The sequence below is a fragment of the Mycolicibacterium sp. XJ2546 genome (genome assembly GCF_053483195.1).
Genome location: NZ_JBEFRW010000004.1, coordinates 214,372 through 241,095 on the forward strand (window position 1 = coordinate 214,372; position 26,724 = coordinate 241,095).

The following is a 26,724-nucleotide window of genomic DNA, read 5'->3' on the forward strand; positions in this document are numbered from 1 at the left end:
CCGTTAATGTCGTGCGGTGGCGTCTGACATGACTCAATCGGTGGCGGTCGACACCCGGGATGCCATCATCTCGGCGGCATTCGCCTGCTTCCGTACACGTGGGCTGGCCAAGACGACCATCGTCGACATCGCCCGGGCGGCCGGGGTGTCGCGCAGCACGTTCTACGAGTACTTCCGGGACAAGGAGACGATCGTCGAAGCGTGCGCGGAGGCGGCGTCGCAGCGGTTCTACCGCAACATGGCCAAGGCCATCGACCGCCACGGCGGCAGCACGCTGGAAGGCCGGTTGGTGCGCGCCGCGGTCTTCGTCACCCAGGCGCGTCGGGTCGTCGAACCAGAGGCGTACTTCGATCCGGAGGAGGTCAACCTCATGATGACGAAGAACGCGGCCACCCTGCTCAAGGACTGCGCCGAGTTCCTGGCGCCCTATGTGGCGGCGGCCAGGCTCACCGGAGAAGTCCGGGCCGATTTGGACGTGCCCTCGGCGACCGAGTGGTTTGCCCGGATGTTGTTCTCGCTGTTCACCACTCCGTCTCCAACCATCGACATGCGCGACGACGACGCCGTGGCCGACTTCGTACGGGCCTATGTGGTGAACGGATTCGTCGACGGCGGCCCGCGGCGACGGTAGCGGTGTGGCCTCGACCCTGCTCCGGTGGCTCGCGCAACCCGACGAAAATGCGTATTCTCATAATTTGATACTGTGATTATCGGGAGGGTCCAGGTGAAACTCACTGCGGCATCGGCGGCGCAGACCTCGCGGCAGATCCGGAGCCGGAGGGACCGGGCCCGGACCCACGCCGCGCCCTACAAATTGGTGGTGCTGGCGCCTGACACCGCGGATCTGGTGACGGCGGCGGGTGGACTCGTCGCCGACACGCTGCGAGCCGGATGGCGCGTCGAGATCTATCTGGCAGCCGTATCCGATGCGCGAGCGCTGCAGATCCTCGGCGCCCACGGCCACATCCTGCCGCAGAGTTTAGATTTCGGGCAGGAATGGCCCGCCGCGGTCGTCTTCGCTGCAGCGATGCACGAGCGGCATCGAGGCGTGCGCCGCTTCATCACCGATGCCGTCCGGCGGCATGGTGCCGATGTGGCCGCGTGGGGCGGAAGTTGGTCCTCTGCACCGGCTTCGGCATCCGACATCGAACATCGCCTCAGCTCAGCTGCGCGGGCGTTCAAGTACCACGCGATGAAGGCGGTGGGCACGCTGGCGGCGGCACCCGTCGAAGCATTCCACGGTGGATTCCATCCCCTCGCGCAGGCTGCTTCGGGCCTGCCGAGCTGACATCTGCCTCAGGATGTGCTGCGCACCGGGACGTTCGCGTAGCCGCAGACGTTCGACATCGCCACGCGGCGCAGACCGTCGCGGTCGACCTCGTACTCTGGAATGAGGTCGAGCAGCGCGTTGAGTGCGATACGGCTTTCCATCCGCGCCAAGGCGGCTCCCAGGCAACTGTGCACGCCATAGCCAAACGCGAGATTGAAGCCCATCTTGCGGTCCCGATCGATGTCCAACCGGTCGGGATCGTCGAACATCCGCTCGTCGCGAAGCGCCGAGCCCGTGACGAGCAACACGGCCGCATCTTTGGGGATGGTGGTGCCGTAGTAGGTGACGTCTCGCGTCGCGGTCCGCACCTGATACTGCGACGGCGCCTCGTACCTGAGTAGTTCCTCGATCGCGGCCGGGATCTTGCTGCGGTCGTCGCGGAGGTTTCGCCACTGGTCGGGGAAGTCGGCGAACGCGACCATCGCATTACCGATCAGCTTCGTCACCGTCTCGGCGCCCGCGCCGCCGAGCATCGTCGCAAAGCCCGTGATGTCGACGTCGGTGAGCTTTTCCACCACACCGTCCCGTTCGATCTCGGTCTCGATGAGACGGCTGATCATGTCATCCCGGGGCGCTGCCCTGCGCTGCTGCACGAGGTCGTAGTAGTAAAGGCCGGTGTTCATCGAGGCTTCGTATCCCTCTCTGGGGACCGCGATTTCACCGGGGCGACGCTCGAGCAGAAGGTCCAGCCAGCGCCGGATCTGGTCGCGATCCTCCTTGGGCACTCCGAGCATGGTCGTGATGACCTCGTTCGGGAACAGCGCGGAGAAGTCCGCGACGACGTCGAAACTCTTCGGGTTGAGCGCTTCGATGCGCTCGTAGACCTTGTCGCGCACCATGTCTTCCAGCGCCGCGATCGCACGCGGGGTGAAGACGTTGCTCACCAGCCGGCGCATCTTCTGGTGCTCCGGCGGGTCCATCGAGATGATCACCTTCGGCACCGGAATCGCGTCGTCGTGCGCCTTGACCATGTCCAGCGTCGCGCCCTTGGCCGACGAGAAGGTCTCGTGATCCTTCGTCGCGGGGGTTACGTCCTCGTAGCGCGTCAGCGCCCAGAAGTCCCACTTCGCGTTGTAGTAAACGGGGGCCTCGTCTCGCAGACGCCGGTAGGTGTCATACGCGCCGTCGAAGAAGTCCTGTGAGAACGGGTCGAATTCGACGGATGCGTTGCCTATTTCCGATGACATCGCACTCACAGGATCGCCCCCGACTCCTTCAGTTTCTCGATGGTTTCCCAGTCGAGTCCCGCGTCCATCAGGACTTCTTCGGTGTGCTGACCGTGTTCGGGCGCACCGGCGGGCACCACCGAGTGCTCGTCGAACTGGACGGGGTTGGTGGGTATCGAGAACGGAACGCCGTTGACGGTTTCGGTCTGGGCGACATATCCGTTCGCGGTGACCGCGGGGTCCTCACACACCTCCGCCGGTGTCTGCACGATTCCCCACGCACCCGAGAGCGGCGCCAGGATTTCGCGCCATTCGGCGACCGTGCGTTCGGCGAACGCCTCGTCGAGCAGGGCGATCAGGCTCACCCGATTCTCGTACCGCGATGCGGGGTCGGCGAACCGCGGATCATCAACCAACTCGGGCAGGCCGATCACCCGCATCGCCTCCGCGTAGAACTTGTCGAGTTGCAGCATCATCAACTGGACGTAGCGCCCGTCCTTCGTGCGGTAGGTGCCCACCAGCGGGTTGGGCGCGTCGGCGTGGCCGAACTTGGGAATGGCGCTGCCACCGTGGATTTGGCTCACAGCGACGTCGGGACTGAGGTTCCACGCGGCAAGCCCGAGCAGCGACACGTCGACAACCGACCCCTGACCGGTCGTCGCCTTCTTGTACAGTGCGGCGGCGATGCCGCCTGCGATGGTCATGCCGCCGAGGAGGTCGCCGAACGCCGGCCGGGAGCGGACGAGTTCCTCGGCGTCTTCCGTGAGGACGGTGGCGATACCGCCCCGCGCCCAATAGGACACCCCGTCGTACCCAGGCTTGTTCGCGTCGGGACCTTTGGGGCCGTGCCCGGACCCACGGACGTACACGATGCTCGGATTCGCTTCCCGAATGTCATCGACATCGATGCCGAACTTCTTACGGCGGTCCGGCAGATAACTGGTCAGCAACACGTCGCAGGTCTTGGCCAGCTCGCGGACCACGTCGCGGCCACCCGGAGTGCTCAGGTCCACGCCGATCGACTTCTTACCGCGGTTGGGAATCTCGATCATGTAGTTGACCGCACCACCCCCCTCGTCGACGATGCCCATGGTGACCAGACCGCGCTGCGGATCTCCACCCGCACGCGGCTCGACCTTGATCACCTCGGCGCCCCACTCGGCGAGCACCGCGCCGGCCGATGGCACGAATGTCCACGCGGCAACCTCGAGCACACGGACCCCGCTTAGTACGTTGTCGACGCTGATGACGGCCTCCTACAACCGGTAACGAGCATTTACGAATGTGAGAATCGCACTTTCATAGCGGTTTGTAAACGCGCTAGGGCCGCCTGGACAGGCGGCCGGGAAGCGCCGGGTCTCCACTTTCCCAGAATGCGCGCCAGGTGGGCATCCGATGGGGCATCTGCGCACGAAGCGGTACATCGGTAGGCCATCGAATGAACTCCGGCCCTGGGCGCTCGGTCACATCGACCGAGTACCAGGGGTGCTCTCGGCGCCTCACGAAATACCAGCTCCCGTCACGGCGCTCGTAGACGTCGTCGTAGCGCATCGTGATGACAAACCAACCGTCGCCGTCCTCATGCTCGGCACGGCAGTAGATCGAGCCGGTCGCATGGTCGTCGTCGACGAAATCGATTACGTGTCCGCAGATCAGATGGATGCTGCGATAGAACCTGCGGAGCACCTCGTCGTACCAACTTCTCAGCGCCGCTCTGCCCTTGCCGTGCTCACCGGCGTCGACGTCGTCGACGAACAACGCCACCAGGGCGTCGAGGTCACGCGAGTCCAGCGCCATGGCGTAGCGGCTCGGCAACTGGGCGATCTGAAGATTGGATTCCAGCCGTTCGACCCGGCTCGACGACGACATGCCTGAAGTGTAATGGCCGGGCGCGGCCTGCGAGAACCGGTATTCTCGCTTTTCAACAGGGTGGATACCCTGTGGGGGCCAACCGTCCGAGCGGAGGATTCGAGTCGTGCCATTCCCGACCATCACGCCCACGATCCCCGCGCTGGTCAGGTCGGGTTCGGCGAGCTTCGGGGAAAAACCGTTCCTCATCGTCGACGGGCAGACGCTGACCTATTCCGACCTCGACCTCGAGTCGGCGCGGTTGGCGACGGCGCTGCTGGCCGAGGGCTTCGGCAAGGGCGATCACGTCGGCATACTCATGCCCAACGGCCTCGACTGGGCTGTCACCTGGTTCGCGATCACGCGCATCGGCGCGGTCGCGGTGCCACTGAACACGTTCTACAAGGCTCCGGAGCTGGCGTGGACGGCCCGTCACGCGGACCTGCGGGCGATCATCGCCCGGCCGGAGTTTCGTGGCAACAGCTTTCTCGACCGGCTCGAGGAGGCACTTCCAGGACTCGCGGACCAAGCCATCCCCGGCAGGCTGGTCGTGCGGGGCGCACCATATCTGCGCATGATCGCGGTGTTCGGTGAGGGTGAGCGCCCGTGGACGTCGGCGCTTTCGGCCGACCGCGCGACGGGACTCGAGCTCGACTTTCTGGTCGAGGTCGAATCGTGTGTGACGCCGGCCGACGACGTGATGATCATCTACACCTCCGGGAGCACGGGCGATCCGAAAGGCCCGGTGCACACCCACGGCACGCTGGTACGGCACTCGTACAACCTGACCTTCGACTACGGCGTCACGAACGACACCGTGATGTTCACGTCGATGCCGTTCTTCTGGGTCGGCGGCTTGATCACCGGCATTCACGCCGTGATCCACCACGGCGCAACGCTGGTCACCCAACCGGCGTTCGACGCGGCCGATGCGCTCGAGTTGATCGAGCGTCATCGCGCGACCATCACGCTGGGTTGGCCGCAACAGGGCAAGTCGCTGGCCGAGCACCCGGAGTTCGCACGACGCGACCTGAGCTCGGTGCAGCGCACCAGCATGCCCGCGATGGTGCCGTTCGAACGCCGACCGAAAGGTCCGAACGCGCTGGGGATGACCGAACTCTGCGGCAATCACATCGGTGTCGATCCGTATCCTGCCCAGCCAGCCGAGCGCGCGGAGACGGGTGGATATTCGATCGAGGGACTCTCGCATCTGCTGGTTGATCCCGCAACGGGAGACCCCGTGCCCCCCGGCACGGACGGCGAAATCTGGGTGCGGGGCTACTCGCTGATGCAGCGGTTGTACAAGCGCGAACGCGACGAAGTGTTCACCCCGGACGGCTATTACCGCACGGGCGACTGTGGAGTCCAGTACGACGACGGCTGGATCAAGTTCACCGGCCGGTTGGGCGATCTGATCAAGACCGGCGGCGGGACGAACGTCACTCCGAGCGAGGTGGAACAGGCCCTCTCGGGTTGCGACGGCGTTCTCGAGGCGTACGTCGTCGGCGCCGAGGACGGGCACAACGGCACGATCGTGGCGGCGGCGGTGGTGCCGCGCGGTAACGCCGAGTTGGACCCCGCGGAGTTGCGGGCGCAGGTGCGCAGCCGTCTCTCGGCATATAAGGTGCCGAAGTTCATCTGGGTCACGGAAAAGGATGCGCTGCCGTTCACGGCGACGGGCAAGATCAAGAAGACCGACCTCGCCAAGCAGCTGAGCGGCCTTCTGTCGGACGGGTGACCGCGACAGCGTCACGGCAGACTGATCGGCAAAACGAACGCTCCGGTGTGATCGCAAATCCACGTGGTGCAGCCACGGAAGAGCCTTGGTCATGCCGGCACTTTTGCGCTGCCGTGAAGATGGTTTCCCGTTTTCGGAAACTTGCATTCTCGCTCCGGTACATTCGCGACGTGGCACCAGAACAGTTCCACTCGAGGGCAGGTGGGGATCGCGAATGGGGCCGGCTGCAGCATCGGCGCAGATCTCACTGCGGAATTGCGATCCCCGGTCTGTGACACTGAAGGAGTACGGCCGTTGACTGACAAGCCGCTACGCGTCGCCGTCATATCCACCGGCTGGATCAGCAGCCTGGCGATCCGCGCGATCGTCCGCCGGCCGCACCTGGACCTGGTCGGGGTGTGGGTACACAGTGCCGAGAAGGTCGGGCGCGACGCCGGCGAGATCGTCGGGTTGGGCCCGATCGGGGTGATCACCACCGGCGATCTCGACGACATCATCGCGTCCAAGCCCGATTGTGTGGTCTACGGCGCGGCCAGCGCCGAGATGGACGCCGCGGCGGTGCGCGACTATGTGCGCCTGCTCAACGGCGGATTGAACGTGGTGACCACCAACACCCCGGGAATGATGTTCCCCGACCGATGGATTCCACAACTCGCCGATCAAGTTCGGGAAGCCGCAGTGGCCGGTGGCGTCACGATCTACACCTCGGGGATCGAGCCTGGTTTCGCCGGCGACCAGCTCGCAGTGTTGCTGACCACCCTGTCGAACACCATCCGGTCCATCCGGGCGCAGGAGATCTTCGACTACTCGACCTATCCCAACCGGGATTTGATGATCGATGCGATGGGCTTCGGAAAGCCCCTCGATTTCACACCACTTCTCGAACTCGAAGGTGCACAACAATTCGCCTGGGGACCGCCGATCGGGCTGGTGGCCAAGGCTCTCGGCGTCGAAATCGAGAAGGTCACCGAGACCTACGAACGGGTGCTCACCCCGCGCGATCTGCACGTCGCGTGCGGAACCATTCCCGCCGGTACGTGCGGCGCCGTCCGAGCGGAGACGACCGGTGTCGTCGATGGCCATCCGGTGATCACGATCGAGCACATCAATCGGATGGCGCCCGACCTGGCACCCGAGTGGGCGTCGGCGCCCAACGGCACGTACCGCCTCATCATCGAGGGCCAACCGCACATTGAGTGCGACCTGCGGCTCGGCACCGAGGACACTCCGGAGTCGGCCAACGCCAACGCGATGGAGGCGACTGCCATGCGGGTCGTCAACGCCATCCCCTACGTCGTCGACGCGGCGCCGGGAATCGCCACGTCGCTGGATCTGCCGATCACGGCGCCCCGCAACGCGCTGGACTTCGGCTAGACCGTGAACATCGGTCCGCGTGGTGCGCCCCGCACCTCGTTGCCTCCGTCGATCGCGAAGCTCTGCCCGGTCATCCAGCCGGATTCCGGTCCGGCCAGGTAGCGCACGCCGGGAGCGATGTCATCGGAGACACCCAGCCTGCCCAGCGGTACCCGTTCCAGGAAGCTTCTCGTCAACTCCTCGAGGTGGATGTAGCCCTGTGTGGTGGCCGCTTCCGTCAAACCCGGACGTACCGCGTTGACTCGGATGCCGCGCGGGCCCAGTTCTGAGGCGGCGACACGAATGAACATCTCGAGCGCGGCCTTGCCCGCAGAGTAGTGCCCCAGCCCCTCCATCGGAATCCTGGCAGATGTCGACGAGATGAACACGATCGAGCCGCCGGCCGTCATCAGCGGCGCCGAATAGCGCAGCGCCAGAAAGTTCGAGCGCAGGCTGCCCATCACGAAATTCGTGAAGGTTTCGAGGTCCTGTTCGACGAGCGGCCCCGTGCCGCCGCTGGCCACCGTGCCGATGACGATGTTCAACCGATCGTGGACGTCGTGGGCGGACTGTGCCGCCGCTCTCACGGTGTCTTCGTCTTCGGGGTCACCCTTTTGCAGCACAATCTCCGCGTCCGGTGCGGCCTCATGGATTCGGTCACGCGTCGCTTCCAGCCGCTTCATGGATCGCCCCAGTAAGTACAACGTCGCGCCGTCGATCGCCAGCAGTCTGGCAGAAGCCTGGGCGATCCCCGCCGATGCACCGAGAACAAACGCCGTCTGACCGTCGAGCACACCCATGATCCAGAAGCTATCACTTGCGCAACGACCGTTCTCTAGAACTGTCAATGCTGATTCTCATGGTGAGGTAACGTGCGCGTGTGACAGACATGACCGACAAGGTCGCGCTCATCACCGGGGCAGCTCGCGGACAGGGACGCGCTCATGCCGCTCGGCTCAGCGCCGACGGCGCCGACGTCATTCTCATCGACATCGCGGGGCCGTTACCACCGAGTGTCCCCTACGATTCGGCCACGCCTGAGGAACTGGCCGAGACGGCGGAGATGGTAGCGGCCAATGGCCGGCGGGCGGCGACGGCGGTCGTCGACACTCGATACCACGATGGCCTGTGCACCGCCGTCGATAACGCGGTCGCCGAACTCGGACGGCTCGACGTCATCGTCGCCAACGCGGGCATCTGTGCGCCCGCCGCATGGGATCAAGTGACGCCGCGTGACTTCCAGGACACGATCGACATCAATATCGTCGGCACCTGGAACACGGTGATGGCGGGTGCCAAACACATCATCGCCGCTGGGCGGGGCGGCTCGATCATCCTCGTCGGCTCGGCGGCCGGCCTGACGATGGAGCCGTTCATGATCGCCTACACCGCCAGTAAGCACGCCGTGACGGCCCTGGCCCGCTCATTCGCCGCCGAACTCGGCAAGTACCACATCCGAGTCAACAGCTTGCACCCCGGCTCCGTCGCGACGCCAATGGGAAGTGGTCGGATGATCGAGGCAATGGCCGATGCCGCCACGTCGAATCCAGCGCTGCGGCACGGCTTCACGAAGCAACTTCTGCCCGACGCGATCACCACTGCCGAGGACATCGCCAATGCGGTCGCCTGGTTGGCATCGGACGACGCGAGATTTGTCACCGCCGCCGCCATTCCGGTGGACGTCGGTGTGACGGGTAGTTAAGCGCTGGATTGCCGAGTGACGACCGAAGGCCCCGACAAGGGCCTGGCGATCACCCCTGGTGGCGCATCGACCACGCTCGGAATGGCGTTCACCGCCGCCAGCGCCGTGGCCGCGACCCCGGGATTCACCCGGTCGGTGTCCGACTGCTCGAGGTGTAGTTCGAGGTTCATGTTGGGACTTCCGTTGACGCGGAACACCATTCCGCCTTCGCCCTCGCGGGCCGGCTTGGGCCAACGATCGGGCCATGGCGTGCTGCTGACCGTCGCGAAGTACTGAACCGCGACAGCAGGGCGGCCACCGACGATCCCGGCGAGCTGCCATCGGTGCGCACAGATCGTGCCCTCGGGGATGACACCGAGCGCGGTGGGGAGATCGGTCGGCGCGAGCAGCGTTTCCCAATCCAGCTCTATCCCTTCGAGTTCAAGGCCGAGGATGTCGGCGATGTAGGACACCACCGTGCCCCAGTCCTTGTCCACCTTCCCCGAAGCGATCCGAACCGGGACATGGCCGTCGGGTTTGCCGAACCCCATCGACTCGTGCAAAACGTCCCAGATCGGGTAAGACTTGTCGAGGTCGAGTGCGTATTCGTCCATCCGGTACGAGTCAACGCGACCGGCTCCGGACAGCAGCGCGGTGGGAATGTTCAGGCTGATGAATCCCGGCTCGCTGCCGGTGGCATAGAACGTCGAGTTGCCCCGTACTGCACCGCTTTCCAGCGTGTCGCGCCATTCGGCGGGCGCCGCCGCAGGATAGACCATGGGGATCAGCGAGAACGTCACCACGTTGATGCCGGCGTCGAGATATGCGGCGATGTCTGCGATCGCCTCTTCTTCGCGTCGAACGGCAGTCGCGCAATACGTCACGCAGTCGGGCTTCAACGCGAGAACGGTTGCGAGGTCGTCGGTCGCGGATACGCCGACAGATGGTGCACCGCACAGTTCGCCTGCGTCCAGCCCGGCCTTTTCCGGCGTCGACACCTTCACCCCGACGAGATCGAGCGCGGGATCATTGATCACCGCGCGTAATGCCTCACGGCCGGTGAAACCGGTGCCGACGTGGACGACCCGGTATCGTCTGCCGATCCCATCTGTCACTGTCTACTCACTCTCTTCACGCAACCATTGATGTCACCGGTAGAACGGCCCCGGTTTGCCGGCGCCTTCGAGATGCCCGTACGGGTCGTAGAGGTTCATCTCGGGGTAGGGATTCTGGTCGAATGAGGGCCTCGACAGGCCGGCTTCCCGCAGCCCGGCGAGCACGGCCAACGGCACCGAGAACGACACCAGTCCGACGGTCACCGATATCAGCAGCTGCCGTGTCAGCGTCACCTTTGGGCGGCCTGCCCGGGTGGGCACCCACCGCGCGATGCGGTTGATCAGCACCAGGTCGCCGTCCTCATCACGCACACACATCACCGCGACCATCGCGAAGATCACCGAATCGTAGAGCGCCATGATCAGCGGAAAATGGATGTGGCCGATCTGAAGCACAGGCCCGACGGCTTCGGTGTAGAAGAAGATCCCGGCCCGCATCCAGGTGAACTGGATCACGCCGTTGATCGGTATGGCGATGATCGTCGCGCCGATGAACACCCTGATCAGCCTGCGCTCCGCCAGCCAACGCGTGCGCCGCATCAGCGGGTCCAGCAGTAAATCGTGCAGCTTTAGAAAGCCCAGCCCGTTGAGCAGATAGTAGGCCGCATAGCCGCCCAGAAGTGCCAGGGCGGGTTCGAGATTCGGCGCGATGTTGACGTACGGCCATGAAAACGGGAAGTGCAGCATCCGCGGATCGAAGATCGCGAACGTCGCCCAGTTGGCGAGTGGATCCAGCGCCCCGGTGATGAGCCCGGCGAACGCGATGATGACGGCCCAGTGCACCTTGCGTTGGCGCCAGGACAGCCATCCCAGCGCACCGACCAGGCCGATGGCCAGTGGAATCGAACTGAAGGCGACCACGAGTGGCCAGTTGTCGAAGCCGAGGAACGGTGGGTAGGGAGCAGGCCCGGGATTCGGATTGGTTTTCGCCGGGTGCCCGTGCAGGCCCGACTGGATGTTCGCGATGGTCACGATCGCGAAGACCAGATAGGCCGCGAAGAACAGTCCCCATCCGACCCGGGCAGGCCACGGCGAGAACCGGGTCACGGTGCGTGGTTCGATACCGGATCTTGAGTTTCGCGCAACGGTATTCGCCATGTCACACGCTCACTGGCAGAGTCGACCAACCTCTCACGCTGGTGGTGTGCGCACGCTTGGCCGTCGCATAATCGACTTCCCAATCCGGCCAACGGGTCAGCACCTCCTCGATCGCCACGCGCGCTTGCATGCGTGCCAATGCGGCGCCGAGGCAGAAGTGAATGCCGCGCCCGAATGACAAGTGGGCGGGCTGCCGGTGGATGTCGAACCGGTCCGCGTCCGGGTACTGCCGCTCGTCGCGGTTCGCCGAGCCGTTGATCAGCAGCATCACCGAGCCCTCAGCGACCGTCTCACCATAGAGCTCAACATCACGGGCGACATAGCGGGCCTGCACAGGCGACGGCGCCTCGTAGCGCAGCACCTCCTCGATCGCCGCGGGGATCAGGCTGAAGTCGGCCGCGAGTTCACGGCGCTGGTCCGGATGGTCGGACAACAGTTGTCCGGTGAAGCCGATCAGCCGCGTCGTCGTTTCGTTTCCCGCGCCGACGAGGGTGCCGGTATAGGTCAGCACCTCTCCGCGGGTCAACCGCCTGGTACTGCCGTCAGGTTCCTCGATCTCAGCGTTCACCAGTTCCGTCATCAGGTCGTCCGATGGGTGGTCGTAACGCCAGTCGATGAACTCCTCCAGCATCGAGCCTTGACGCGTCAGCACGTCGTCGGCGACATCGACGAGTTCGCCGTCTTTGAGCTCGAGAAGCCGGTCGGTGTTCTGCCGGATCGCGATCTGCCTGTCCTCGGGGATACCCAGCAGGTATCCGATGGTGCGCATCGGCATCCATGCGCCGAGGTCGGCGATGAAGTCAAACGTCTCGACTTTCTCAAGGGGTTCCAGTGCGCGCCGACAGAACTCCCGTGCCAGTGGTTCGATGGCAGCCATGCGCCGCGGCGTGAACACACCCGACAACAGCCGCCGGTGAAAGTCATGGATCGGCGGGTCCTCGAACAGGATGATGCCCGGCGGTACCTCGACGCCGTTGAGGATGATCTCGATGGTGGTGCCCTTGCCCGACCGGTAATCCTCCCAGTTGGCCAATTCGCGGGCGACGTCTGAGTACCTGCTCAACGCGTAGAAACCGTACTTGTCGTTGTGGTACAGCGGCGCTTCGTCGCGCAGCCGTTTCCACACGGGGTAAGGATCGTCGTCGATGTCGAAGTCGAGCGGGTCGTAATACGGCCCAACCTTCACCCTGTAGGTCACTCCGTGAGAATAGGCGTTATCGGGCTTCGTTATCGCGGGTTTCTTCCGGCAGGCCCTTATGCATGCACGGCCAGGACGCTCGCGATACGGTCGGCTGCCGCCCCAACTGCCCATGTGAGAATATGAATTCTCGCATCGCGCGGAGATCGAATGCGCCGGCGCATATCGGTGTCGAAGTAGACCCAGAATGGCTTCGGCGCCGGTTCGGATTGCGCCAGGGGTCGGCGCACGATTCGCTCGATCATCGACTCTGCGGCAGCGACAACGGAGTCAGGTAGTCAAGGCAAGGCTTGGGCGGCCGATAGAAGGGACCGATCTATGGATTTGGGCTTCGAAGGTGCGACGGCCGTCGTCACCGGTGGCAGTAAGGGCATGGGGCTGGCGATCGCCGAAACGCTGGGCGCCGAAGGGGCATCGGTGGCGATCATGGCGCGTGAACAGCGAGGCCTCGATGCCGCGGCCGAACGGATCCGCGAGGCCGGCGCGCCCGAGGTGCTTGCACTGAGCGTCGACATGGCCGACGCCGGATCGATCACGGCCGGGTACAGCGCGGTCGGCGAAGCCTGGGGACGGCTGAACGTGTTGGTGCACACGGTGGGACCCGATGCCGGAGCCTTCGAAGAACTCGACGATGACGACTGGCACGCCGCCTTCGACTTGGGCACCATGTCCGCAGTCCGATCCGTGCGCGCAGGGCTGCCGATGCTGCGTGCCGCCGACTGGGCCCGCATCGTCACCCTGTCCGCGCACTCGATTCAACGCCAGAGCCCGCGGCTTGTCGCCTACACCGCAATGAAGGCGGCACTGTCGAGCTTCACCAAGAACCTGTCAAAGAGCCTCGGGCCAGAGGGCATCCTCGTGAACTGCGTATGCCCGGGCACCATTGTGACCGCGAGCTTCACCGAGATCCTCAAGGACGTGCTCGCCGCCGAAGGACTGAACTCCGCGGATCCGCACGATGTGATGACGTGGGTGGAGCGGACCTACCGGCACCCCTGTGACCTCGGCCGGGCCGGGCTGCCCGAGGAGATCGCCTCGGCGACGGCGTATCTGGCCTCACGCCGTAACGGATACGTCACCGGCGCCACCGTCAACGTCGATGGTGGCTCGGACTTCATCTGAGTCCTGGCTCGCTAGGCGTTCTTCGCCATCTCCGCGGCGGCCGTGTCGGCCCACTGCGCCTGGTGCCGGCCCATCGTCATGGCACCGTTCCAGCCGCCGTCGGTCCACAGCACCTCACCGCCCACGTAACTGAAGCGCGGGCTACCGAGGCAGACCAGGGGCCAGGCCTGCTCCTCCGGCGTCGAATACCGCCCGACCGGTCCCACTGCCTGATCGACGGTGTCCTTACCCATCAGGTCCTGGAAGGCCGGCATCATCGCCGTCTCGGTGGGTCCCGGGTTGATGCAGTTGATCCGGATACCGCGGCGACCGAGTTCGGGATACCACCAACCCACCCACGCATCGATGATGTACTTCGAGTAGGCATAGCCGCTCCACGACCACAACTTCTCGTTGGCCGTCAGCCACTCGACCGCCGCGTCGAACCCCGTTGTTTCGAGCAACCCGGTAATGACCTTGATGTGGTCCTGCCAACCGATTGCGGCCGACGACGAGATGACGCTGATCGCCGACCCGTCGGGCATTTTCGGTACGAGGCACTCGGCCAGGTGACGCGCCCCGACGAAGTTGACCAGGATCGTGTCCCACTCGCTGAACGGTGGACCGGGAAGCCCCGCACAGCTGAAGAGCCCGTCAACCGGACCGTCGATGGACGCCGCGACATCTTCGATACTCGACTGGTCGCGCAGATCGACCTGTAGCGCACCGGCGACGGGAACGGTCGTGGGTTTGATGTCGAGGGCGGTGACCGTCGCACCGAGGTCGACGAGGATCTGCGCGGTGGCCTGCCCCATGCCGGACGCCGCGCCCGTCACGACAACCGACTTACCGCGATACCCCAGCACATCCTCCATGACACGCTCCTGTCGAGAACTTCATTTACCGGATATGAGAACTCACGTTATCACCGGTGTTACCGTGACATCGTGATGGTTCGGAAGGCAACCGCCAGATGACCACGAGCACCCGTCGGCTGCGCATCATTCAGTGGGCTACCGGCGCCGTCGGCAGCGAGATGATCACCGCCATCCTCGATCACCGTCCCGATCTCGAGTTGGTCGGCGCCCGCGTATATTCCGAGGTGAAAAACGGGGTCGATGTCGGGACGCTGGTAGACAGAGCGCCCATCGGCGCCACCGCCACCACCGACGTGGCGACGATCCTCGCGCTGGACGCCGATCTCGTGCTGTACGCGCCGTCGTTCACCGACCTCGACGACGTCTGCGCACTGCTCGCGAGCGGCAAGAACGTCGCAACGCCGTCGTTCTTGTTTCATCCTCGGCGGATACCCGAGGCCGAAAGGACGAAGTTGTTGGCCGCGTGCGAGAAGGGCAACAGCACCATTCATGGCAGCGGGCTCAACCCGGGCAATCTGTCCGGAGTGCTGCCGCTGGCGCTGTCGGGGATGAGCCGCACAATCGATCGGTTGACTCTGCAGGAGAGGGCCGACTGGACCTTGTGGGAGAGCACCGAGATCACCTTCGATGGAATGTGGTTCGGCCGGCCGGTGGACGAGGTAACCCCCACCGCCAACGACTACCTCAAGTTCCTGACCAAACTCTTCGTCGAGCAGATCTGGTTTCTCTCCGACACCTTGAACGCGGGTATCGACGACGTCTCGGTCACCCTGGAAACCGTGCCGGCGAGCAAGGATTTCGAGATCTTCGATCATCTCGTGCGGCAGCACAGCACAGCGGGACAGCGCTGGAACTTCGTCGGCCATCGTGACGGTAACCCGCTGATCGAGTTCGAGACGCTATGGACTGTGGGAGGCGAGTATCCCGACCACTGGCCGCAACCGCTGGACGGTTGGACGCTGACCATCGAGGGCGACCCGTCCATGCGAACACACTTCTTCCCGCTGGCCAGCTTCTCGCGTGCGGCGTCGATCGAGGAGCATGTCCGGGCCGGGCTCGTCACGGTGGCGATGCAGGTCGTCAACGCGATCCCGGCGGTGTGCGCGGCGCCCGCCGGGTTCGCGACGATGGCGGACCTGCCACTCATTCGCAGCCACACAGGCTTCGGCAACAGCGCCTGAGATCTCCCGGCTAGCCAGTGCGGTTCGTCCAGTGCGCGACAAACGGCGCAATGGTGGACAGGTCGTACAGCCCGGGTTCGGCGGCAACGACGGCGGGTATCGCGTTGATCGCATGCATCGCGGTGGCCAGGCAGCCCTGTTCGGCGTGATCTTCGCCGACGGAACCGATTTCGAGATGAATCCGCATGTTCGGATCACCTTCGAAGGTGACCTCGTAGCCGATCTCGGTCGGCCAGTTCGGAGCCAGATCGTCGGCCATGCGGGTGAGATGCTCGACGGACATCGTGGTCTCGCCACAGTCGACGACGACACCGAATCGCATGGCGCCGACAGTCCCCGCTGGGATTTGGCCCGCCGCGACGGTCAAGGCACGCGGCGTCGTCACGACTTCCCGGAATCCCTGCACAGAATGAATCTGGAGCCCGAGCGCCTGCGCGAGCACGGTCGCGCTGCCTATCCATGCGCTCGCCGCGTACTCGGGGTTGGTCAGCAGCGGCGTGGTGTCCTCGGGCGCGTGCCCGAAACCCATGGCGTTGAAGACCAGATCGTGGCTTGTATATGTCGAGTAGTTGAGCACCTCGCGGACATTGATCCGGCTCGTGCGCTGTGTCAGCCGCGACAGGACGGGCGCGATCGACTCCGCCACGAAACCCGGATACAGCCCCAGCCCCAGGAACACTGATTCTCCTGCGTTGCAAGAACGCTCGATGTTCTCTGCAAGGGATTCCTGCAGTGACCGTGGATGGATGAACCTGCTGCCGGTGGCGATGACATTCTTGCCGGATGCGAGTAGGTCGCAGACGTCGGCGAAGCAGCCAGCGGTGTCGGTTTCCACCTTGCCCATGTAGAGCACCACGTCGGCGTCGGTGTTGATGACCGCATCGCGATCGTCGGTGGTGAGCACCCCGGCCTCCTCAACACCGCACAGTGCGCCAGCATCGACTCCGGCTTTCGCGGGGTCGTAGACACGCACACCGACGAGCGTGAGGTCCGGTCGGCCGAGAACGTGCCGCAGCGACATCCTTCCGGTTACACCGGTGGCCCACTGAATCACACGAGTCATCCGGCCACTCCCTCGTTCTCGAGGATCGGATGTGCTTCAACCATCACGGTTCCCTAGGGGGTGGCTAGCGGACGGCAAGGGCACCGACCGCGCGTGGGATGTTGTCACTCGGCGCCGCGTGGAATACGTGCCGGCTTCCGTCCGGCAGTATCCGGCGCGCGATCAGGTAGTCGGAGCCCAGCCAGCCCTGCCTGATACAGCGACCGAACCGCAAGAACGTTCCGGGCGCTCCGCTGGCCGCCGGCACGAGCTTCACCTGCTCGATCCCCTCCTTGACGCCTTCACCGGTCAACGGCCGCGCAGCCGCCAAGCCCCTGGCGATCACGGTTGCGACGTCGTGGCAGAGGCCGGGCATCGAGTGTGCTGGTCGACGGCCGTAGCGGGCCTCGAACCGGTCGAGGAACGCCTGGCCGACGATGTTGCGTTCGTCGTAGCTGTCCAAGCCGATCCAGCCGCGCAACTGCCGCATCCACTCGTCGCTGATGTGCGCCATCTCGAAGGCGGTGGTGGTGTAGCGCGGCGGATCCCAGCCGGCAGCTTCCAGCGCATCCGAAAAGCCCCATAGTCCGTGACCGAAACCCACGTGAACAAGGGCATCGGGGGCGGCGGCACGAAGTTCGGCGACCGCAACTGCCTTGTCGGCTTCGACCTGCGGAATGGCGACAGTGGTCACTGTCTTCAAACCCGCAGCGGAGTATGCTTTTTCGGCGAACGCGAGGTATTCCTTGCCGATCAGCGATGCCTCGTAGGCGATAGCGATCCTCGATCTTCCGTCGCCGAGCATCACCGCCGCGAGCATCACCGGCTCCTCGGGCATCGACCCGTTGTTGAGCGCAAAGGTCCACTCGCCCAGCGCACCCTCCGACCCGGACAGGATGATGTTGGGAACCTTGGCCACCCGGTTGGCGTGCGCGGTGAGCGGTACCGCGTTGTCGGAGACATATGGGCCGAAGATGGCCAGGCAGCCTTCCGCCACCAGCTCGTCGTATCCGCGTTCAACGGCATGATACGTACCGTTGGGCAGGCCGATGACGTCGCGTCTCACCACCTCGACCGGGCGGTCGACGATGCCGGACGCGACCGCTTCATCGAACACCAACCGCAGGGTGTCCAGCGTGTCGTCTTCGGCTCCGGACCTGGTCGGATAGTCGTTGAGCAGACCGATTTTCAGGGGGGCCACCGAACCGTACGCGCGAACACCTCGGTCTGTCATACCCAGCAACATACAACATGAAGGTTGCTACCATGTTCGCCATGGCCAAGCGCGGCGGCACAGATTCCGAACGGCGGGCACGCGGCGATCAAACCCGGCGTGACCTCATCGACGCGGGCCGCACGCTGTTCGTGGAGAAGGGATACTTCAACACCAGCATCGGTGACTTGGTCGCGACCTCGGGCGCCGGCACCCGTGGCGCCTTCTATCACCACTTCAAGGACAAAGCCGAGCTTTTCCGCGCCGTGTTCGAGCAGGTCGAGCGGGACCTCACGCTGCGGTCGCTGGCCTCACCGCCGGCGGGCGCCGACTCCTGGGAGCGGCTCTGCGCCGGCCTGCACGGCTTCCTCGAGTCGGCCCTCGAACCCGAGGTGCAGCGCATCATGCTGGTCGACGGCCCGGTCGTATTGGGCTGGCGGACACTGCGCGCGATCCAGGAAGACAACAGCATCGCGTTGATCAACGAAATGGTGCGCAATGCCATCACCGAGGGCACCATCGACGATCTGCCCGTTGCCGAGTTGACGCACATGCTGGTCGCATCACTCGAGGAGGGCGCGCTTTTGGTGGCACACGCAAAAAGCCCGGCGCGGGCACGTGGTCGTGCGGCTCGCATACTCGACCGGCTTCTGCTCAGCTTCGCTACCGAGCCCCGCAAAGTCGCCCGACGCTAATGGCCTATGTCCAACCGACCGGCTGCGCACGTGCGGAAACGTCCGTTTACATTTTTGATTATCGTTCTTCTACCAACCTGATAATGTTTGTTCGCCCCCGTCTCGAGGAGAGCTGATGTCAGACGCGCCACCATTGCGCGTTGCCGTAGTCGGAGCGTCCGCCGGGTTGGGTCGGTGCATCGGCATCGGCCTGGCGGGCAAGGGTGCGAGGGTCGCCTTCCTCGCGCGGCGTCGCGACCGCCTCGAGAAGGCCGCCGAGGAGGCCGGCAACGGATCGGCGGCGGTCGCGTGCGACGTCACCGACGCAGACGCCTGTCATCGCGCCATGGCAACCGTCGTCGAAGATTTCGGCGGCCTGGACGCACTCGTCTACACCACCGGCGTCGGCATCCTCGCCCCGCTGACCCAGGTGACAGCCGAGCAGTGGGCGAACCTGTTCGCCACCAACGTCACCGGAGCCTCACTCGTCACCGCAGCAGCCGCACCTCACCTCGCGGCCACCGCCGGTTCGGCGGTCTACCTGTCGTCGCTGAGTGCGTCGTACTCCGATCCGTGGCCGCTGCTCGGGGCCTACGCGGTGTCGAAGGCCGCCCTGGACAAGCTGGTCGAGGCTTGGCGGATCGAACATCCGAACATCGGCTTCACCCGGCTGGCGGTCGGCGACTGCTTCGGCGGCGAAGGCGACTCTCAGACTGAGTTCAACAAGACGTGGGAGCCCCAGGCGTTGGAAAACGCCATCCGGTTCTGGATGGACAACGGCTACATGCAGGGCGGTCTCGTGGAGGCCGACCACCTCGTCGATGTTGTTCATTCCGTACTTTGTTGTGGGAACAGCAGTTTCATCCCCAACCTGACATTGGCTCCCCGGCCCTCCGGCGCGGTGGCCGAACTTCGACAGTGGTGAAGGACTTTTCGGTGACACACGAATCGCGCATGCTCATCGACGGCAAGCTCGTCGAATCCGAAACGGGCCGGCAGTTCGACAACATCAACCCCGCGACCGAGGAGGTGCTCGGTGGTACCGCCGACGGCACCCGCGCCGACATGGAACGCGCCGTGGCGGCCGCCCGGCACGCGTTCGACCACACCGACTGGTCGCGAAACCCCGCGGCCAGGGCCGCCGGCCTACGTCAACTGCAGGCGGCGCTGGAGGCCGAACGCGAGGAGATCCGCAGCGAGCTCATCGCAGAAGCCGGTTGCCCGCTGCTGAGTACGTTCGGGCCACAGCTCGACGTGCCGCTCAGGGAGGCACTGGGCTGGCCGACCGACATGATCGAACAATTCCCTTGGAAGCGTTCGCTTCCCGACAAGGATGCGTTCGGCATGGGCACGCTGGCCGCGCGCGAAGTGTGGAAGGAACCCGTCGGCGTCGTCGGCGTCGTCACGCCGTGGAACTTCCCATTCGAGATCATCCTCAACAAGATCGGGCCGATCCTGGCCATGGGCAACACGATGGTGCTCAAGCCCGCACCGGACACCCCGTGGAACGCCACCCGCATCGGCCGGCTCATCGCCGAGCAGACCGACATCCCACCCGGGGTGGTCAACATCGTCACCTCCTCGGACCATCTCGTCGGCGAGGTTCTGTCGACCTCGCCCCTGGTCGACATGGTGGCCTTCACCGGGTCGACGGCGACCGGGCGACGCATCATGGCCGCCGCCGCCGAGACCGTCAAGCCGACCTTTCTGGAACTCGGCGGCAAGTCGGTGTATCTCGTGCTCGACGACGACGGTGACATCAGCGCGTCGGTGGGCGGCAGCGCGTTCGTCTCGATGCACGCCGGACAGGGCTGCGCCATGCCGACCCGGCTGCTGGTACCCAACTCCCGCTACGCCGAGGCCGTCGAGATCGTCAAGGTCGCGATGGAGAAGAACAAGTACGGCGATCCCACCGACCCGTCGGTGCTGCAGGGTCCTCAGGTGTCGAGACGCCAGCAGGACCGGGTGATGGGCTATATCGAGAAGGGCAAGCAGGAGGGCGCCCGCCTGGTCACGGGTGGAAACGTTCCCGCCCACCTTCCGAAGGGGTTCTTCGTCGAGCCAACGGTTTTCGCTGACGTGGACAACCGGATGACGATCGCCCAGGAGGAGATCTTCGGCCCGGTGCTGTCGGTCATCGGGTTCGACGACGACGACGACGCCGTGCGCATCGCCAACGACTCCATCTACGGCCTTTCCGGCGTGGTGTTCGCCAACGACCTCGACCGGGCCAAGTCCGTCGCCGGCCGGATCCGCACCGGAACCCTCGGAATCAACGGAGGTCTGTGGTACGGCGCCGACGCACCCTTCGGCGGCTACAAGCAATCCGGTGTCGGACGGCAGTGCGGCATCGAGGGCCTCGAGATCTTCACCGAAACCAAGACTGTCGGCTGGCCTAAGGAGTCGTAGATGAAATCAAGAGCCGCGGTGTTACGCGGAGTGGGCGTCGACTGGGAAGTCACCGACATCGAATTGGACCCGCCGCACGCCGGTGAGGTTCTGGTCAAGATGGCTTACGCCGGCATCTGCCACTCCGACGAGCACTTCTACACCGGCGACAGCGTGCCAAGCCCCGAGATGGAGGAGATGATGCGGGCCTCCGGCGTGGCCGTGCCCGAATGGTTCCCCATGCTCGGCGGACATGAAGGCTCCGGGGTGGTCGAGGAGGTGGGCCCCGAAGTCACGAACCTCAAACCCGGTGACCACGTGGCCATCTCGTTTCTGCCAGCCTGCGGCAATTGCCGTTGGTGCGCCACTGGGCACACCTATATCTGCGACGTCGGCGCCGATCTCTACAGCAAGGCCATGACCACCGACGGCACCCGACGCAGGCACATTGCGGGGCCGAACGGCTCCGAGGACCTGATGGCCATGATGCAGGTCGGCACCTTCTCCGAGTACGTCGTCGCATCCGAACGGTCCCTCGTCAAGATCAACGACTGGATTCCGCTGGAAGCCGCGTCCTTGGTTTCCTGCGGTGTGACAACGGGTTTCGGCTCCGGATCGGTGGCCGCGGGCACCCAGGCCGGTGACACCGTCGTGGTCATCGGCGTCGGCGGAATCGGTATGAACGCCGTCCAAGGCGCGAAGGCCGCGGGCGCCAAGCACATCGTCGCCGTCGACCCCAACGAGTTCAAACGCGAGATCGCACCCACCTTCGGTGCGACACACACCGCCGTCGACGCCGGCGCCGCACTAGACCTCGTCAAAGAGATCACCTGGGGTGTGATGGCCGACCGGGTCGTGCTGACGCCGGGCGTGGTGCCGGTCGACCTCGTGATGATGGCGATGCTGCTGCTGCGTAAGGGCGGCACCTGCGTGCTGACCGGCATGGCGAAGGTCAGCGACCTGATGGTCCCGATGAGCCTGCCTGACATGGTCTCGTCGTGTAAGACGCTCAAGGGCGTGCTCTACGGCGAAATGAACCCCCGCGAAGCGATGCCCCGACTACTTTCGATGTACGAAGCCGGCACGCTCAAACTCGACGAACTGGTCACCCAGAAGTACAAGCTCGACGACATCAACGAGGCGATGCGCGATCTGCGCGCGGGTAGGAACGTCCGCGGGGTCATCAGCTTTCCATGAGGTCATTCGGCGCACGGGCGTAGAGTCGAATGATCAGGGGCTGAGCCCAACGCCTCCCAGCGAATATCCAGGTCTGCCGGGGTGCGATGATTTTGAGTGCGGAGCCGACCGTTGAGCAGTGACCGATGCGTGCAGAGCGCATCGGCGGCTGTCGACGGGTTGAGCTGGCAATCCGTTCCCCACCCGGTGGTCGTGGTCGACCGCTCCGGGGTGGTCCACGCAGTGAGTGCCCCCGCCCGATCGGTGCTGGCCGACGTCGAAATCGGCGCCCGGCTGGCCGACACCGCGCCGTCGTGGCTGGTGCGCGCACACGATCGGCGGGCTTCGGTGGCGACCGGCACCGTGAACGGCCGCGAGTTCGAAGCAAGGCCAACAGAACTGTCGGGCGGCGAGGTTGCGTGGTGGCTGGTCGAGGACACCGACCGTTCACTACAGCGTGCACGAGAGGCGTTGGCCCTGGAGCATGAGCGCGCGGCTTTCCTCGATGACGCGTCGACGGTGCTGATGGCCTCACTGAACGTCGACCGGTGCATGGCGACCACGGTGCAGATGGCGGCCCGGCATCTGGCGGATGCGGCGGTCGTCGTCGCCACCACCCGCGACGACCATCTGTCGGTCGTCTGCAGTGGACCCGACGGAGTCGCCGAACATCGCAACGTCGAAGCCGACACCGCCGCGGTGTCAGGCCTGGGCGAAGCGCTCCGCGGTTTTCCGCCGGTCCCGTCGCGCTGGATCGATCCCGCGACGATGCCGGACTGGTTGACCCCACGGCACTTCGACAAGCCGGCGGGGTCGGTGCTCATCACCCCCCTACCCGGCCACGGCGTACCTGCAGGCGCGTTGGTCCTGCTCCGCCGCGACGCCAAGGCGCCGTTCAGCGACAGCGAGGAAACGTTCGCCCGGTTGTTCGCGGTCCGCGCGGGCGCGGGGCTGTCCGCGGCCCGGCTCTATGCCGAGCAATCGGCGATCACCCGCACGCTGATGCGCGAACTGCTGCCTCCGCAGCTGCAACGACGCGATGATTTCGAGCTTGCGGGCGGGTACCGCGCGTCGGCGGACCATGAGCTGGTCGGCGGCGACTTCTACGACGTGCACGCCGCGACGGAACCCGACGCCGAAACACTCGTGGTGCTCGGGGACGTGTGCGGAAAAGGGCTTGAGGCCGCGGTGCTCAGCGGCAAGATCAGGAACACGCTGCAGGCGCTGGCCCCCCTTGCCGATGACCACGAAAAAGTTCTCACGCTGCTGAACCGCGCGTTGTTGTCCCCCGACAACAGCCGGTTCGCCACCATGGTGCTGGCGTCCATCGCCCGCCGCGACGGTCAGTTGACGCTGCGGCTGACCTGTGCCGGGCACCCCGCCCCATTGATCGTGCGGAACACCGGGACGGTGGAGCATGCGGACACCCGCGGCATGTTGGTCGGTGCCCAATCGCAGTTCAAGGCGCAGTCGACCGAGGTCGTGCTGGCGCCGGGCGAGACGTGCCTGCTCTACACCGACGGGCTCTCCGAAGCCCGCGGCGGCCCGCTGGGCCACGAGTTCTTCGGCGACGAGCGGCTGATCGATGCGCTGGCGCAGTGCGCCGGCCTGCCCGCTGAGGCGGTCGTCGAGCGGATGATGATGCTCGCCTCGCAGTGGGTAACCGACCGTGTACATGACGACATGGCCGTCGTGGCCATCACGGCTCCCCGTCGGACACACCTCAGCGCGGTCGACGGCCACAGCCCAGGCAGGTACATCGCGTGAGCAGCCAGGACACCGCCGAGGTGCGAGCCCGGTTGTGGGATCTCCTCCTCGCAGGTGACGAGTACACCGCCGTCAACGTCGTGTGCGCGGCGGTGGATGCGGGCGTCGCACCCGAGGATGCACTTTTAGAGGTGATCGCGCCCGTCCAGCGCAAGGTCGGCGATGAATGGGCAGCCAACCGCATCACGGTCGCCCAGGAACACGCCGCGACCGCGATCAACGACCGGGTGATCGCGGCGCTGTCGCAGCATCCCGCCGCCGCACCCCCCGCTCGCGCCGGCCGCGTCACCGTCGCATGCGTCGACGGCGAGTGGCACGCGCTTCCCGCCCGCCTGCTCGCCGAGGTGCTGCGGTTGCGCGGCTGGCAGGTGGACTTCCTCGGCGCCCAGGTACCGACTCCGCACCTGGTCGCGCACCTGCACCAGCACGCACCCGATGCTGTCGCGCTGTCGTGTTCCATCCCGACCCGACTGCCTGCCGCACACGCCGCGATCGCCGCCTGCCAGTCCGCAGGTGTCTCAGTGCTCGTCGGTGGTGCCGCATTCGGAACCGACGGCCGTTACGCGCGCCTGCTCGGTGCCGATGCCTGGGCGCCGGATGCCCCCGGCGCCGCGCAGTGGCTGAGCGAAGGCCTGACCCGGCTTCGCCTCACCGCGAGCCACCACACTCCCGGGGACCTGCCGCATCTGGCCGACCAGGAGTATTCGCTGGTAAGCAGCACCAAGGCGCAACTGGTCAAGCAGAGCCTTGCTGACCTGCAGGACCGTTTCCCTGCGATGCGCGATTACAGCGAGGCGCAACGCGAGCACACCGCCGCGGACATCGCCCATATCGTCGACTTCCTTGCGACCGCTTTGTACGTCGACGACGACGACCTGTTCACCGGTTTCATGGTCTGGACCGCCGAGGTGCTCTGCGCCCGCGGCGTACCGACGATCTCGCTGACGCTGACGCTGGAACTGTTGTCGGCCCAACTCCAAGACTTTCCGCGAACCCAGCGCCTGCTGGCCGCGGCGCGTACGGACCTGTCCGCATACCGAACCACGACCGCTTCATGAAACTCACTCTGACCTCCGGTCCGGCCGTCACCGCTGAAAACCCGGACGAAACCGAGATCGGTTGAACGCGAGGCCCCCTCAAGCGGTGCGCGGCACCGCGCGCAGAGCGGTCCGCACGGCCAGAAAGATCACCGATGAAGTGACGACGAACACCGGCCAACCCATCGCGATGCGCGCCACCGCGAGCAGGCCGTCCTGATCCGTGTCGTACAGATAGAACTGCACCAGGAACCGTGTCCAGGATGCGGTGGCCATCACGATGGTAGCGATATCGAAAGCCAAGCGCACCCGCGGAATTCGGCGCCAACTGCCGTCGCGGCCGGTGATGCGTGCCCACACGACACCCACCAGCGGTCGCCGGATCACCAGCGACGTGGTGAACAGTATGGCCAGCGCGAAGTACATCCAGATGCCGGGCAGATAGAAGTCCTTGGCCCGGCCGGTGACGAAGGCGTACGCCGCACACACCGCCACCCCGGCGAACCCCAGCAGCGCGGGCCGGATGGACTCGCGCCTGCGCAACTGCCAACCGAGGACCGCCGTCGCGGCCACGATGGCGGCGGCCACCGCCGCTCGCAGATCCGCCAGCGCCGACGTCGCGCCGAAGGCCGCGACCGGCAACGCCGTGGACACCAGACCGCGCACACCGCCGGCACGAAGGAGCAGGCGCTCGATCGGTGGCCGGGGGTCGCCCGGCGGCTGGGACATGGTCGCCACACTAGCGGGGAGCGCCCGTCGCGCCTCGTAGTAGCGTTTGAACCATGGTGTTGGCGGCGGCGATTCAGCTAGAGGCGGTAGTTGGTGACGTGAGCGCCAACCTCGCTGCCTGCGAACGCCTCGCCGATGAAGCCGGCCGGGCCGGCGCCGAGGTCATTGCGCTGCCGGAGTTCTTCACCACCGGTATCGGGTTCGTCGACGCGCTGAAAGACGCCGCCCTGCCGCCGGACGGGAAGGCGACCGAACTGCTCACCGCCCTTGCCCGGCGGCACCGCGCGCTGGTCGGCGGTTCGTTTCTGTGCCGGGACGCCGACGGGCACGTACGCAACGCCTATTTCGGTGCGGACGCCAGCGGTGTGGTGGGCCGCCACGACAAGGACCTGCCCACGATGTGGGAGAACGCCTTCTACGTCGGCGGAGACGACGACGGCGTGTTCCGGGCCGGGGACCACGATATCGGCGCGGCGGTGTGCTGGGAGCTGATGCGTACCGGCACGGTCAATCGGTTGCGGTCGCGCGTCGATCTGGTGATGACCGGATCCGGCTGGTGGTCGATTCCGCCGTGGCCACCCCGGGCCGTCTTCGATCGCTGGGAACGCAGCAACGCGGCCACGGCACGACTCGCGGCGGCCTCCTTCGCCAAGTACGTCGGCGCACCGGTCGTGCACGCCGCACACGCCGGTGAGGTGACGTGCCCGATGCCCTGGATGCCGATGACCTACCGGGGGCGTTTCGAGGGGGCGACGCTGATCACCGATGCGCTCGGCAACGTCGTCGCGGAGCGCCGCGCCGAGGAGGGCGAAGGCATTGTTCTCGCAGAGATCGAAATCGGCCGTCGCGCACCGTTACTCGATGTGCCCGAGGGATTCTGGTTGCATCCTCGAGGTCCGCTGCCGAGCGTGGTCTGGAACTATCAGCGCTGGCACGGCCGTCGTTGGTATCGCCGTCACGTGATGCGCAGCGCAAGTTGACAGACCCCACTTCATGATCAACTCTGCACGG

General features: G+C 65.4%; 25 protein-coding genes. 14 read left to right on the plus strand and 11 right to left on the minus strand.

What is annotated here, in order from left to right:
* Positions 1-28 precede the first annotated feature (28 nt).
* Both ABQE44_RS09985 and ABQE44_RS09990 read left to right on the plus strand, forming a co-directional pair.
* The gene (locus ABQE44_RS09985) at positions 29-631 is read left to right on the plus strand and encodes a TetR/AcrR family transcriptional regulator (RefSeq protein ID WP_448392692.1); all 603 of its coding nucleotides are present in this window, start codon (positions 29-31) and stop codon (positions 629-631) included.
* A gap of 93 nt (positions 632-724) precedes the next feature.
* Positions 725-1,288, plus strand: a complete 564-nt coding sequence (locus ABQE44_RS09990; RefSeq protein WP_448392554.1) for a hypothetical protein — start codon at positions 725-727, stop codon at positions 1,286-1,288.
* A gap of 8 nt (positions 1,289-1,296) precedes the next feature.
* Here ABQE44_RS09990 and ABQE44_RS09995 read toward each other — a convergent pair whose 3' ends face one another.
* The 3 genes from ABQE44_RS09995 to ABQE44_RS10005 all read right to left on the minus strand — a co-directional run bounded on the left by ABQE44_RS09995 (position 1,297) and on the right by ABQE44_RS10005 (position 4,365).
* On the minus strand, positions 1,297-2,517 hold the full coding sequence (locus ABQE44_RS09995; RefSeq protein WP_448429473.1) for a cytochrome P450: 1,221 nt from the start codon (positions 2,515-2,517) through the stop codon (positions 1,297-1,299).
* A 5-nt stretch (positions 2,518-2,522) separates the two neighbouring features.
* Positions 2,523-3,743, minus strand: coding sequence for a CaiB/BaiF CoA transferase family protein (locus ABQE44_RS10000; RefSeq protein ID WP_448392693.1), 1,221 nt, complete (start codon positions 3,741-3,743; stop codon positions 2,523-2,525).
* A 73-nt stretch (positions 3,744-3,816) separates the two neighbouring features.
* The gene (locus ABQE44_RS10005) at positions 3,817-4,365 is read right to left on the minus strand and encodes a nuclear transport factor 2 family protein (RefSeq protein ID WP_046750493.1); all 549 of its coding nucleotides are present in this window, start codon (positions 4,363-4,365) and stop codon (positions 3,817-3,819) included.
* A 106-nt stretch (positions 4,366-4,471) separates the two neighbouring features.
* On the opposite strand from ABQE44_RS10005, the gene ABQE44_RS10010 reads away from it, so the two are divergent.
* The gene (locus ABQE44_RS10010) at positions 4,472-6,082 is read left to right on the plus strand and encodes a class I adenylate-forming enzyme family protein (protein WP_448429475.1); all 1,611 of its coding nucleotides are present in this window, start codon (positions 4,472-4,474) and stop codon (positions 6,080-6,082) included.
* A gap of 294 nt (positions 6,083-6,376) precedes the next feature.
* The gene (locus ABQE44_RS10015; protein WP_448429477.1) at positions 6,377-7,456 is read left to right on the plus strand and encodes an NAD(P)H-dependent amine dehydrogenase family protein; all 1,080 of its coding nucleotides are present in this window, start codon (positions 6,377-6,379) and stop codon (positions 7,454-7,456) included.
* Here ABQE44_RS10015 and ABQE44_RS10020 read toward each other — a convergent pair.
* Complete coding sequence (locus ABQE44_RS10020; RefSeq protein ID WP_448429479.1) at positions 7,453-8,235, minus strand: SDR family NAD(P)-dependent oxidoreductase; 783 nt, start codon at positions 8,233-8,235, stop codon at positions 7,453-7,455. The genes ABQE44_RS10015 and ABQE44_RS10020 overlap by 4 nt on opposite strands.
* An 89-nt stretch (positions 8,236-8,324) precedes the next feature.
* Between ABQE44_RS10020 and ABQE44_RS10025 the strand changes: the two genes are divergently transcribed.
* Entirely contained in the window at positions 8,325-9,137 is an 813-nt protein-coding gene (locus ABQE44_RS10025) for a mycofactocin-coupled SDR family oxidoreductase (RefSeq protein ID WP_448429581.1), read from the plus strand.
* On the opposite strand, the gene ABQE44_RS10030 is transcribed toward ABQE44_RS10025, so the two are convergent.
* From ABQE44_RS10030 to ABQE44_RS10040, 3 genes are read right to left on the minus strand one after another with little or no spacing between them, the layout of a single operon-like run.
* A complete protein-coding gene (locus tag ABQE44_RS10030; protein WP_448429481.1) occupies positions 9,134-10,231 on the minus strand; it encodes a dihydrodipicolinate reductase in 1,098 nt (365 codons plus the stop codon). The genes ABQE44_RS10025 and ABQE44_RS10030 overlap by 4 nt on opposite strands.
* Before the next feature lie 33 nt (positions 10,232-10,264).
* Positions 10,265-11,329 carry a spirocyclase AveC family protein gene (locus ABQE44_RS10035; protein ID WP_448429483.1) on the minus strand — a complete coding sequence of 355 codons (1,065 nt, stop codon included), beginning with the start codon at positions 11,327-11,329 and terminating at the stop codon, positions 10,265-10,267.
* A gap of 1 nt (position 11,330) precedes the next feature.
* Positions 11,331-12,527 (minus strand): cytochrome P450, encoded by a 1,197-nt coding sequence (locus ABQE44_RS10040; RefSeq protein ID WP_448392561.1) that lies wholly within the window; start codon positions 12,525-12,527, stop codon positions 11,331-11,333.
* Positions 12,528-12,845: 318 nt separating this feature from the next.
* Between ABQE44_RS10040 and ABQE44_RS10045 the strand changes: the two genes are divergently transcribed.
* A complete protein-coding gene (locus tag ABQE44_RS10045) occupies positions 12,846-13,649 on the plus strand; it encodes an SDR family NAD(P)-dependent oxidoreductase (RefSeq protein WP_448392562.1) in 804 nt (267 codons plus the stop codon).
* An 11-nt stretch (positions 13,650-13,660) separates the two neighbouring features.
* On the opposite strand, the gene ABQE44_RS10050 is transcribed toward ABQE44_RS10045, so the two are convergent.
* Positions 13,661-14,503, minus strand: coding sequence for an SDR family oxidoreductase (locus ABQE44_RS10050; protein WP_448392563.1), 843 nt, complete (start codon positions 14,501-14,503; stop codon positions 13,661-13,663).
* Between the two features lie 98 nt (positions 14,504-14,601).
* Here ABQE44_RS10050 and ABQE44_RS10055 point away from each other — a divergent pair, with 98 nt between their 5' ends.
* Complete coding sequence (locus ABQE44_RS10055) at positions 14,602-15,687, plus strand: NAD(P)H-dependent amine dehydrogenase family protein (RefSeq protein WP_448429485.1); 1,086 nt, start codon at positions 14,602-14,604, stop codon at positions 15,685-15,687.
* Positions 15,688-15,697: 10 nt separating this feature from the next.
* On the opposite strand, the gene ABQE44_RS10060 is transcribed toward ABQE44_RS10055, so the two are convergent.
* Positions 15,698-16,750: an NAD(P)H-dependent amine dehydrogenase family protein gene (locus ABQE44_RS10060; RefSeq protein WP_448429487.1), complete on the minus strand. Its 1,053-nt coding sequence runs from the start codon at positions 16,748-16,750 to the stop codon at positions 15,698-15,700.
* A gap of 64 nt (positions 16,751-16,814) precedes the next feature.
* Complete coding sequence (locus ABQE44_RS10065) at positions 16,815-17,963, minus strand: ABC transporter substrate-binding protein (RefSeq protein WP_448429489.1); 1,149 nt, start codon at positions 17,961-17,963, stop codon at positions 16,815-16,817.
* 41 nt (positions 17,964-18,004) lie between these two features.
* On the opposite strand from ABQE44_RS10065, the gene ABQE44_RS10070 reads away from it, so the two are divergent.
* The 6 genes from ABQE44_RS10070 (at position 18,005) to ABQE44_RS10095 (ending at position 25,005) form a co-directional block, all read left to right on the plus strand.
* On the plus strand, positions 18,005-18,637 hold the full coding sequence (locus ABQE44_RS10070) for a TetR/AcrR family transcriptional regulator (protein ID WP_448392567.1): 633 nt from the start codon (positions 18,005-18,007) through the stop codon (positions 18,635-18,637).
* Positions 18,638-18,752: 115 nt separating this feature from the next.
* Positions 18,753-19,541: an SDR family oxidoreductase gene (locus tag ABQE44_RS10075; RefSeq protein ID WP_448392568.1), complete on the plus strand. Its 789-nt coding sequence runs from the start codon at positions 18,753-18,755 to the stop codon at positions 19,539-19,541.
* A gap of 29 nt (positions 19,542-19,570) precedes the next feature.
* A complete protein-coding gene (locus tag ABQE44_RS10080) occupies positions 19,571-21,025 on the plus strand; it encodes an aldehyde dehydrogenase family protein (RefSeq protein ID WP_448429583.1) in 1,455 nt (484 codons plus the stop codon).
* Positions 21,026-22,201, plus strand: coding sequence for an NDMA-dependent alcohol dehydrogenase (locus ABQE44_RS10085; RefSeq protein ID WP_448392569.1), 1,176 nt, complete (start codon positions 21,026-21,028; stop codon positions 22,199-22,201). It begins immediately after the preceding gene.
* Between the two features lie 111 nt (positions 22,202-22,312).
* Positions 22,313-23,947: a PP2C family protein-serine/threonine phosphatase gene (locus tag ABQE44_RS10090; protein ID WP_448429491.1), complete on the plus strand. Its 1,635-nt coding sequence runs from the start codon at positions 22,313-22,315 to the stop codon at positions 23,945-23,947.
* Positions 23,944-25,005: a cobalamin B12-binding domain-containing protein gene (locus ABQE44_RS10095; protein ID WP_448429493.1), complete on the plus strand. Its 1,062-nt coding sequence runs from the start codon at positions 23,944-23,946 to the stop codon at positions 25,003-25,005. Before ABQE44_RS10090 ends, ABQE44_RS10095 begins: the two co-directional genes overlap by 4 nt.
* Before the next feature lie 78 nt (positions 25,006-25,083).
* On the opposite strand, the gene ABQE44_RS10100 is transcribed toward ABQE44_RS10095, so the two are convergent.
* Positions 25,084-25,713, minus strand: coding sequence for a DUF3159 domain-containing protein (locus tag ABQE44_RS10100; RefSeq protein WP_448392571.1), 630 nt, complete (start codon positions 25,711-25,713; stop codon positions 25,084-25,086).
* A 53-nt stretch (positions 25,714-25,766) separates the two neighbouring features.
* Here ABQE44_RS10100 and ABQE44_RS10105 point away from each other — a divergent pair, with 53 nt between their 5' ends.
* Positions 25,767-26,693, plus strand: coding sequence for a carbon-nitrogen hydrolase family protein (locus ABQE44_RS10105; protein ID WP_448392572.1), 927 nt, complete (start codon positions 25,767-25,769; stop codon positions 26,691-26,693).
* Positions 26,694-26,724 lie beyond the last annotated feature (31 nt).

Coding starts and splice junctions, on each gene's coding strand:
- ABQE44_RS10105 (WP_448392572.1), top strand. CDS start 25,767: ATGGTGTTGGCGGCGGCGATTCAGCTAGAGGCGGTAGTTGGTGACGTG.
- ABQE44_RS10005 (WP_046750493.1), bottom strand. CDS start 4,365: ATGTCGTCGTCGAGCCGGGTCGAACGGCTGGAATCCAATCTTCAGATC.
- ABQE44_RS10035 (WP_448429483.1), bottom strand. CDS start 11,329: ATGGCGAATACCGTTGCGCGAAACTCAAGATCCGGTATCGAACCACGC.
- ABQE44_RS09985 (WP_448392692.1), top strand. CDS start 29: ATGACTCAATCGGTGGCGGTCGACACCCGGGATGCCATCATCTCGGCG.
- ABQE44_RS10065 (WP_448429489.1), bottom strand. CDS start 17,963: ATGACAGACCGAGGTGTTCGCGCGTACGGTTCGGTGGCCCCCCTGAAA.
- ABQE44_RS09995 (WP_448429473.1), bottom strand. CDS start 2,517: ATGTCATCGGAAATAGGCAACGCATCCGTCGAATTCGACCCGTTCTCA.
- ABQE44_RS10055 (WP_448429485.1), top strand. CDS start 14,602: ATGACCACGAGCACCCGTCGGCTGCGCATCATTCAGTGGGCTACCGGC.
- ABQE44_RS10050 (WP_448392563.1), bottom strand. CDS start 14,503: ATGGAGGATGTGCTGGGGTATCGCGGTAAGTCGGTTGTCGTGACGGGC.
- ABQE44_RS10020 (WP_448429479.1), bottom strand. CDS start 8,235: ATGGGTGTGCTCGACGGTCAGACGGCGTTTGTTCTCGGTGCATCGGCG.
- ABQE44_RS10045 (WP_448392562.1), top strand. CDS start 12,846: ATGGATTTGGGCTTCGAAGGTGCGACGGCCGTCGTCACCGGTGGCAGT.
- ABQE44_RS10085 (WP_448392569.1), top strand. CDS start 21,026: ATGAAATCAAGAGCCGCGGTGTTACGCGGAGTGGGCGTCGACTGGGAA.
- ABQE44_RS10070 (WP_448392567.1), top strand. CDS start 18,005: ATGGCCAAGCGCGGCGGCACAGATTCCGAACGGCGGGCACGCGGCGAT.
- ABQE44_RS10075 (WP_448392568.1), top strand. CDS start 18,753: ATGTCAGACGCGCCACCATTGCGCGTTGCCGTAGTCGGAGCGTCCGCC.
- ABQE44_RS10025 (WP_448429581.1), top strand. CDS start 8,325: ATGACCGACAAGGTCGCGCTCATCACCGGGGCAGCTCGCGGACAGGGA.
- ABQE44_RS10060 (WP_448429487.1), bottom strand. CDS start 16,750: ATGACTCGTGTGATTCAGTGGGCCACCGGTGTAACCGGAAGGATGTCG.
- ABQE44_RS10100 (WP_448392571.1), bottom strand. CDS start 25,713: ATGTCCCAGCCGCCGGGCGACCCCCGGCCACCGATCGAGCGCCTGCTC.
- ABQE44_RS10080 (WP_448429583.1), top strand. CDS start 19,571: ATGCTCATCGACGGCAAGCTCGTCGAATCCGAAACGGGCCGGCAGTTC.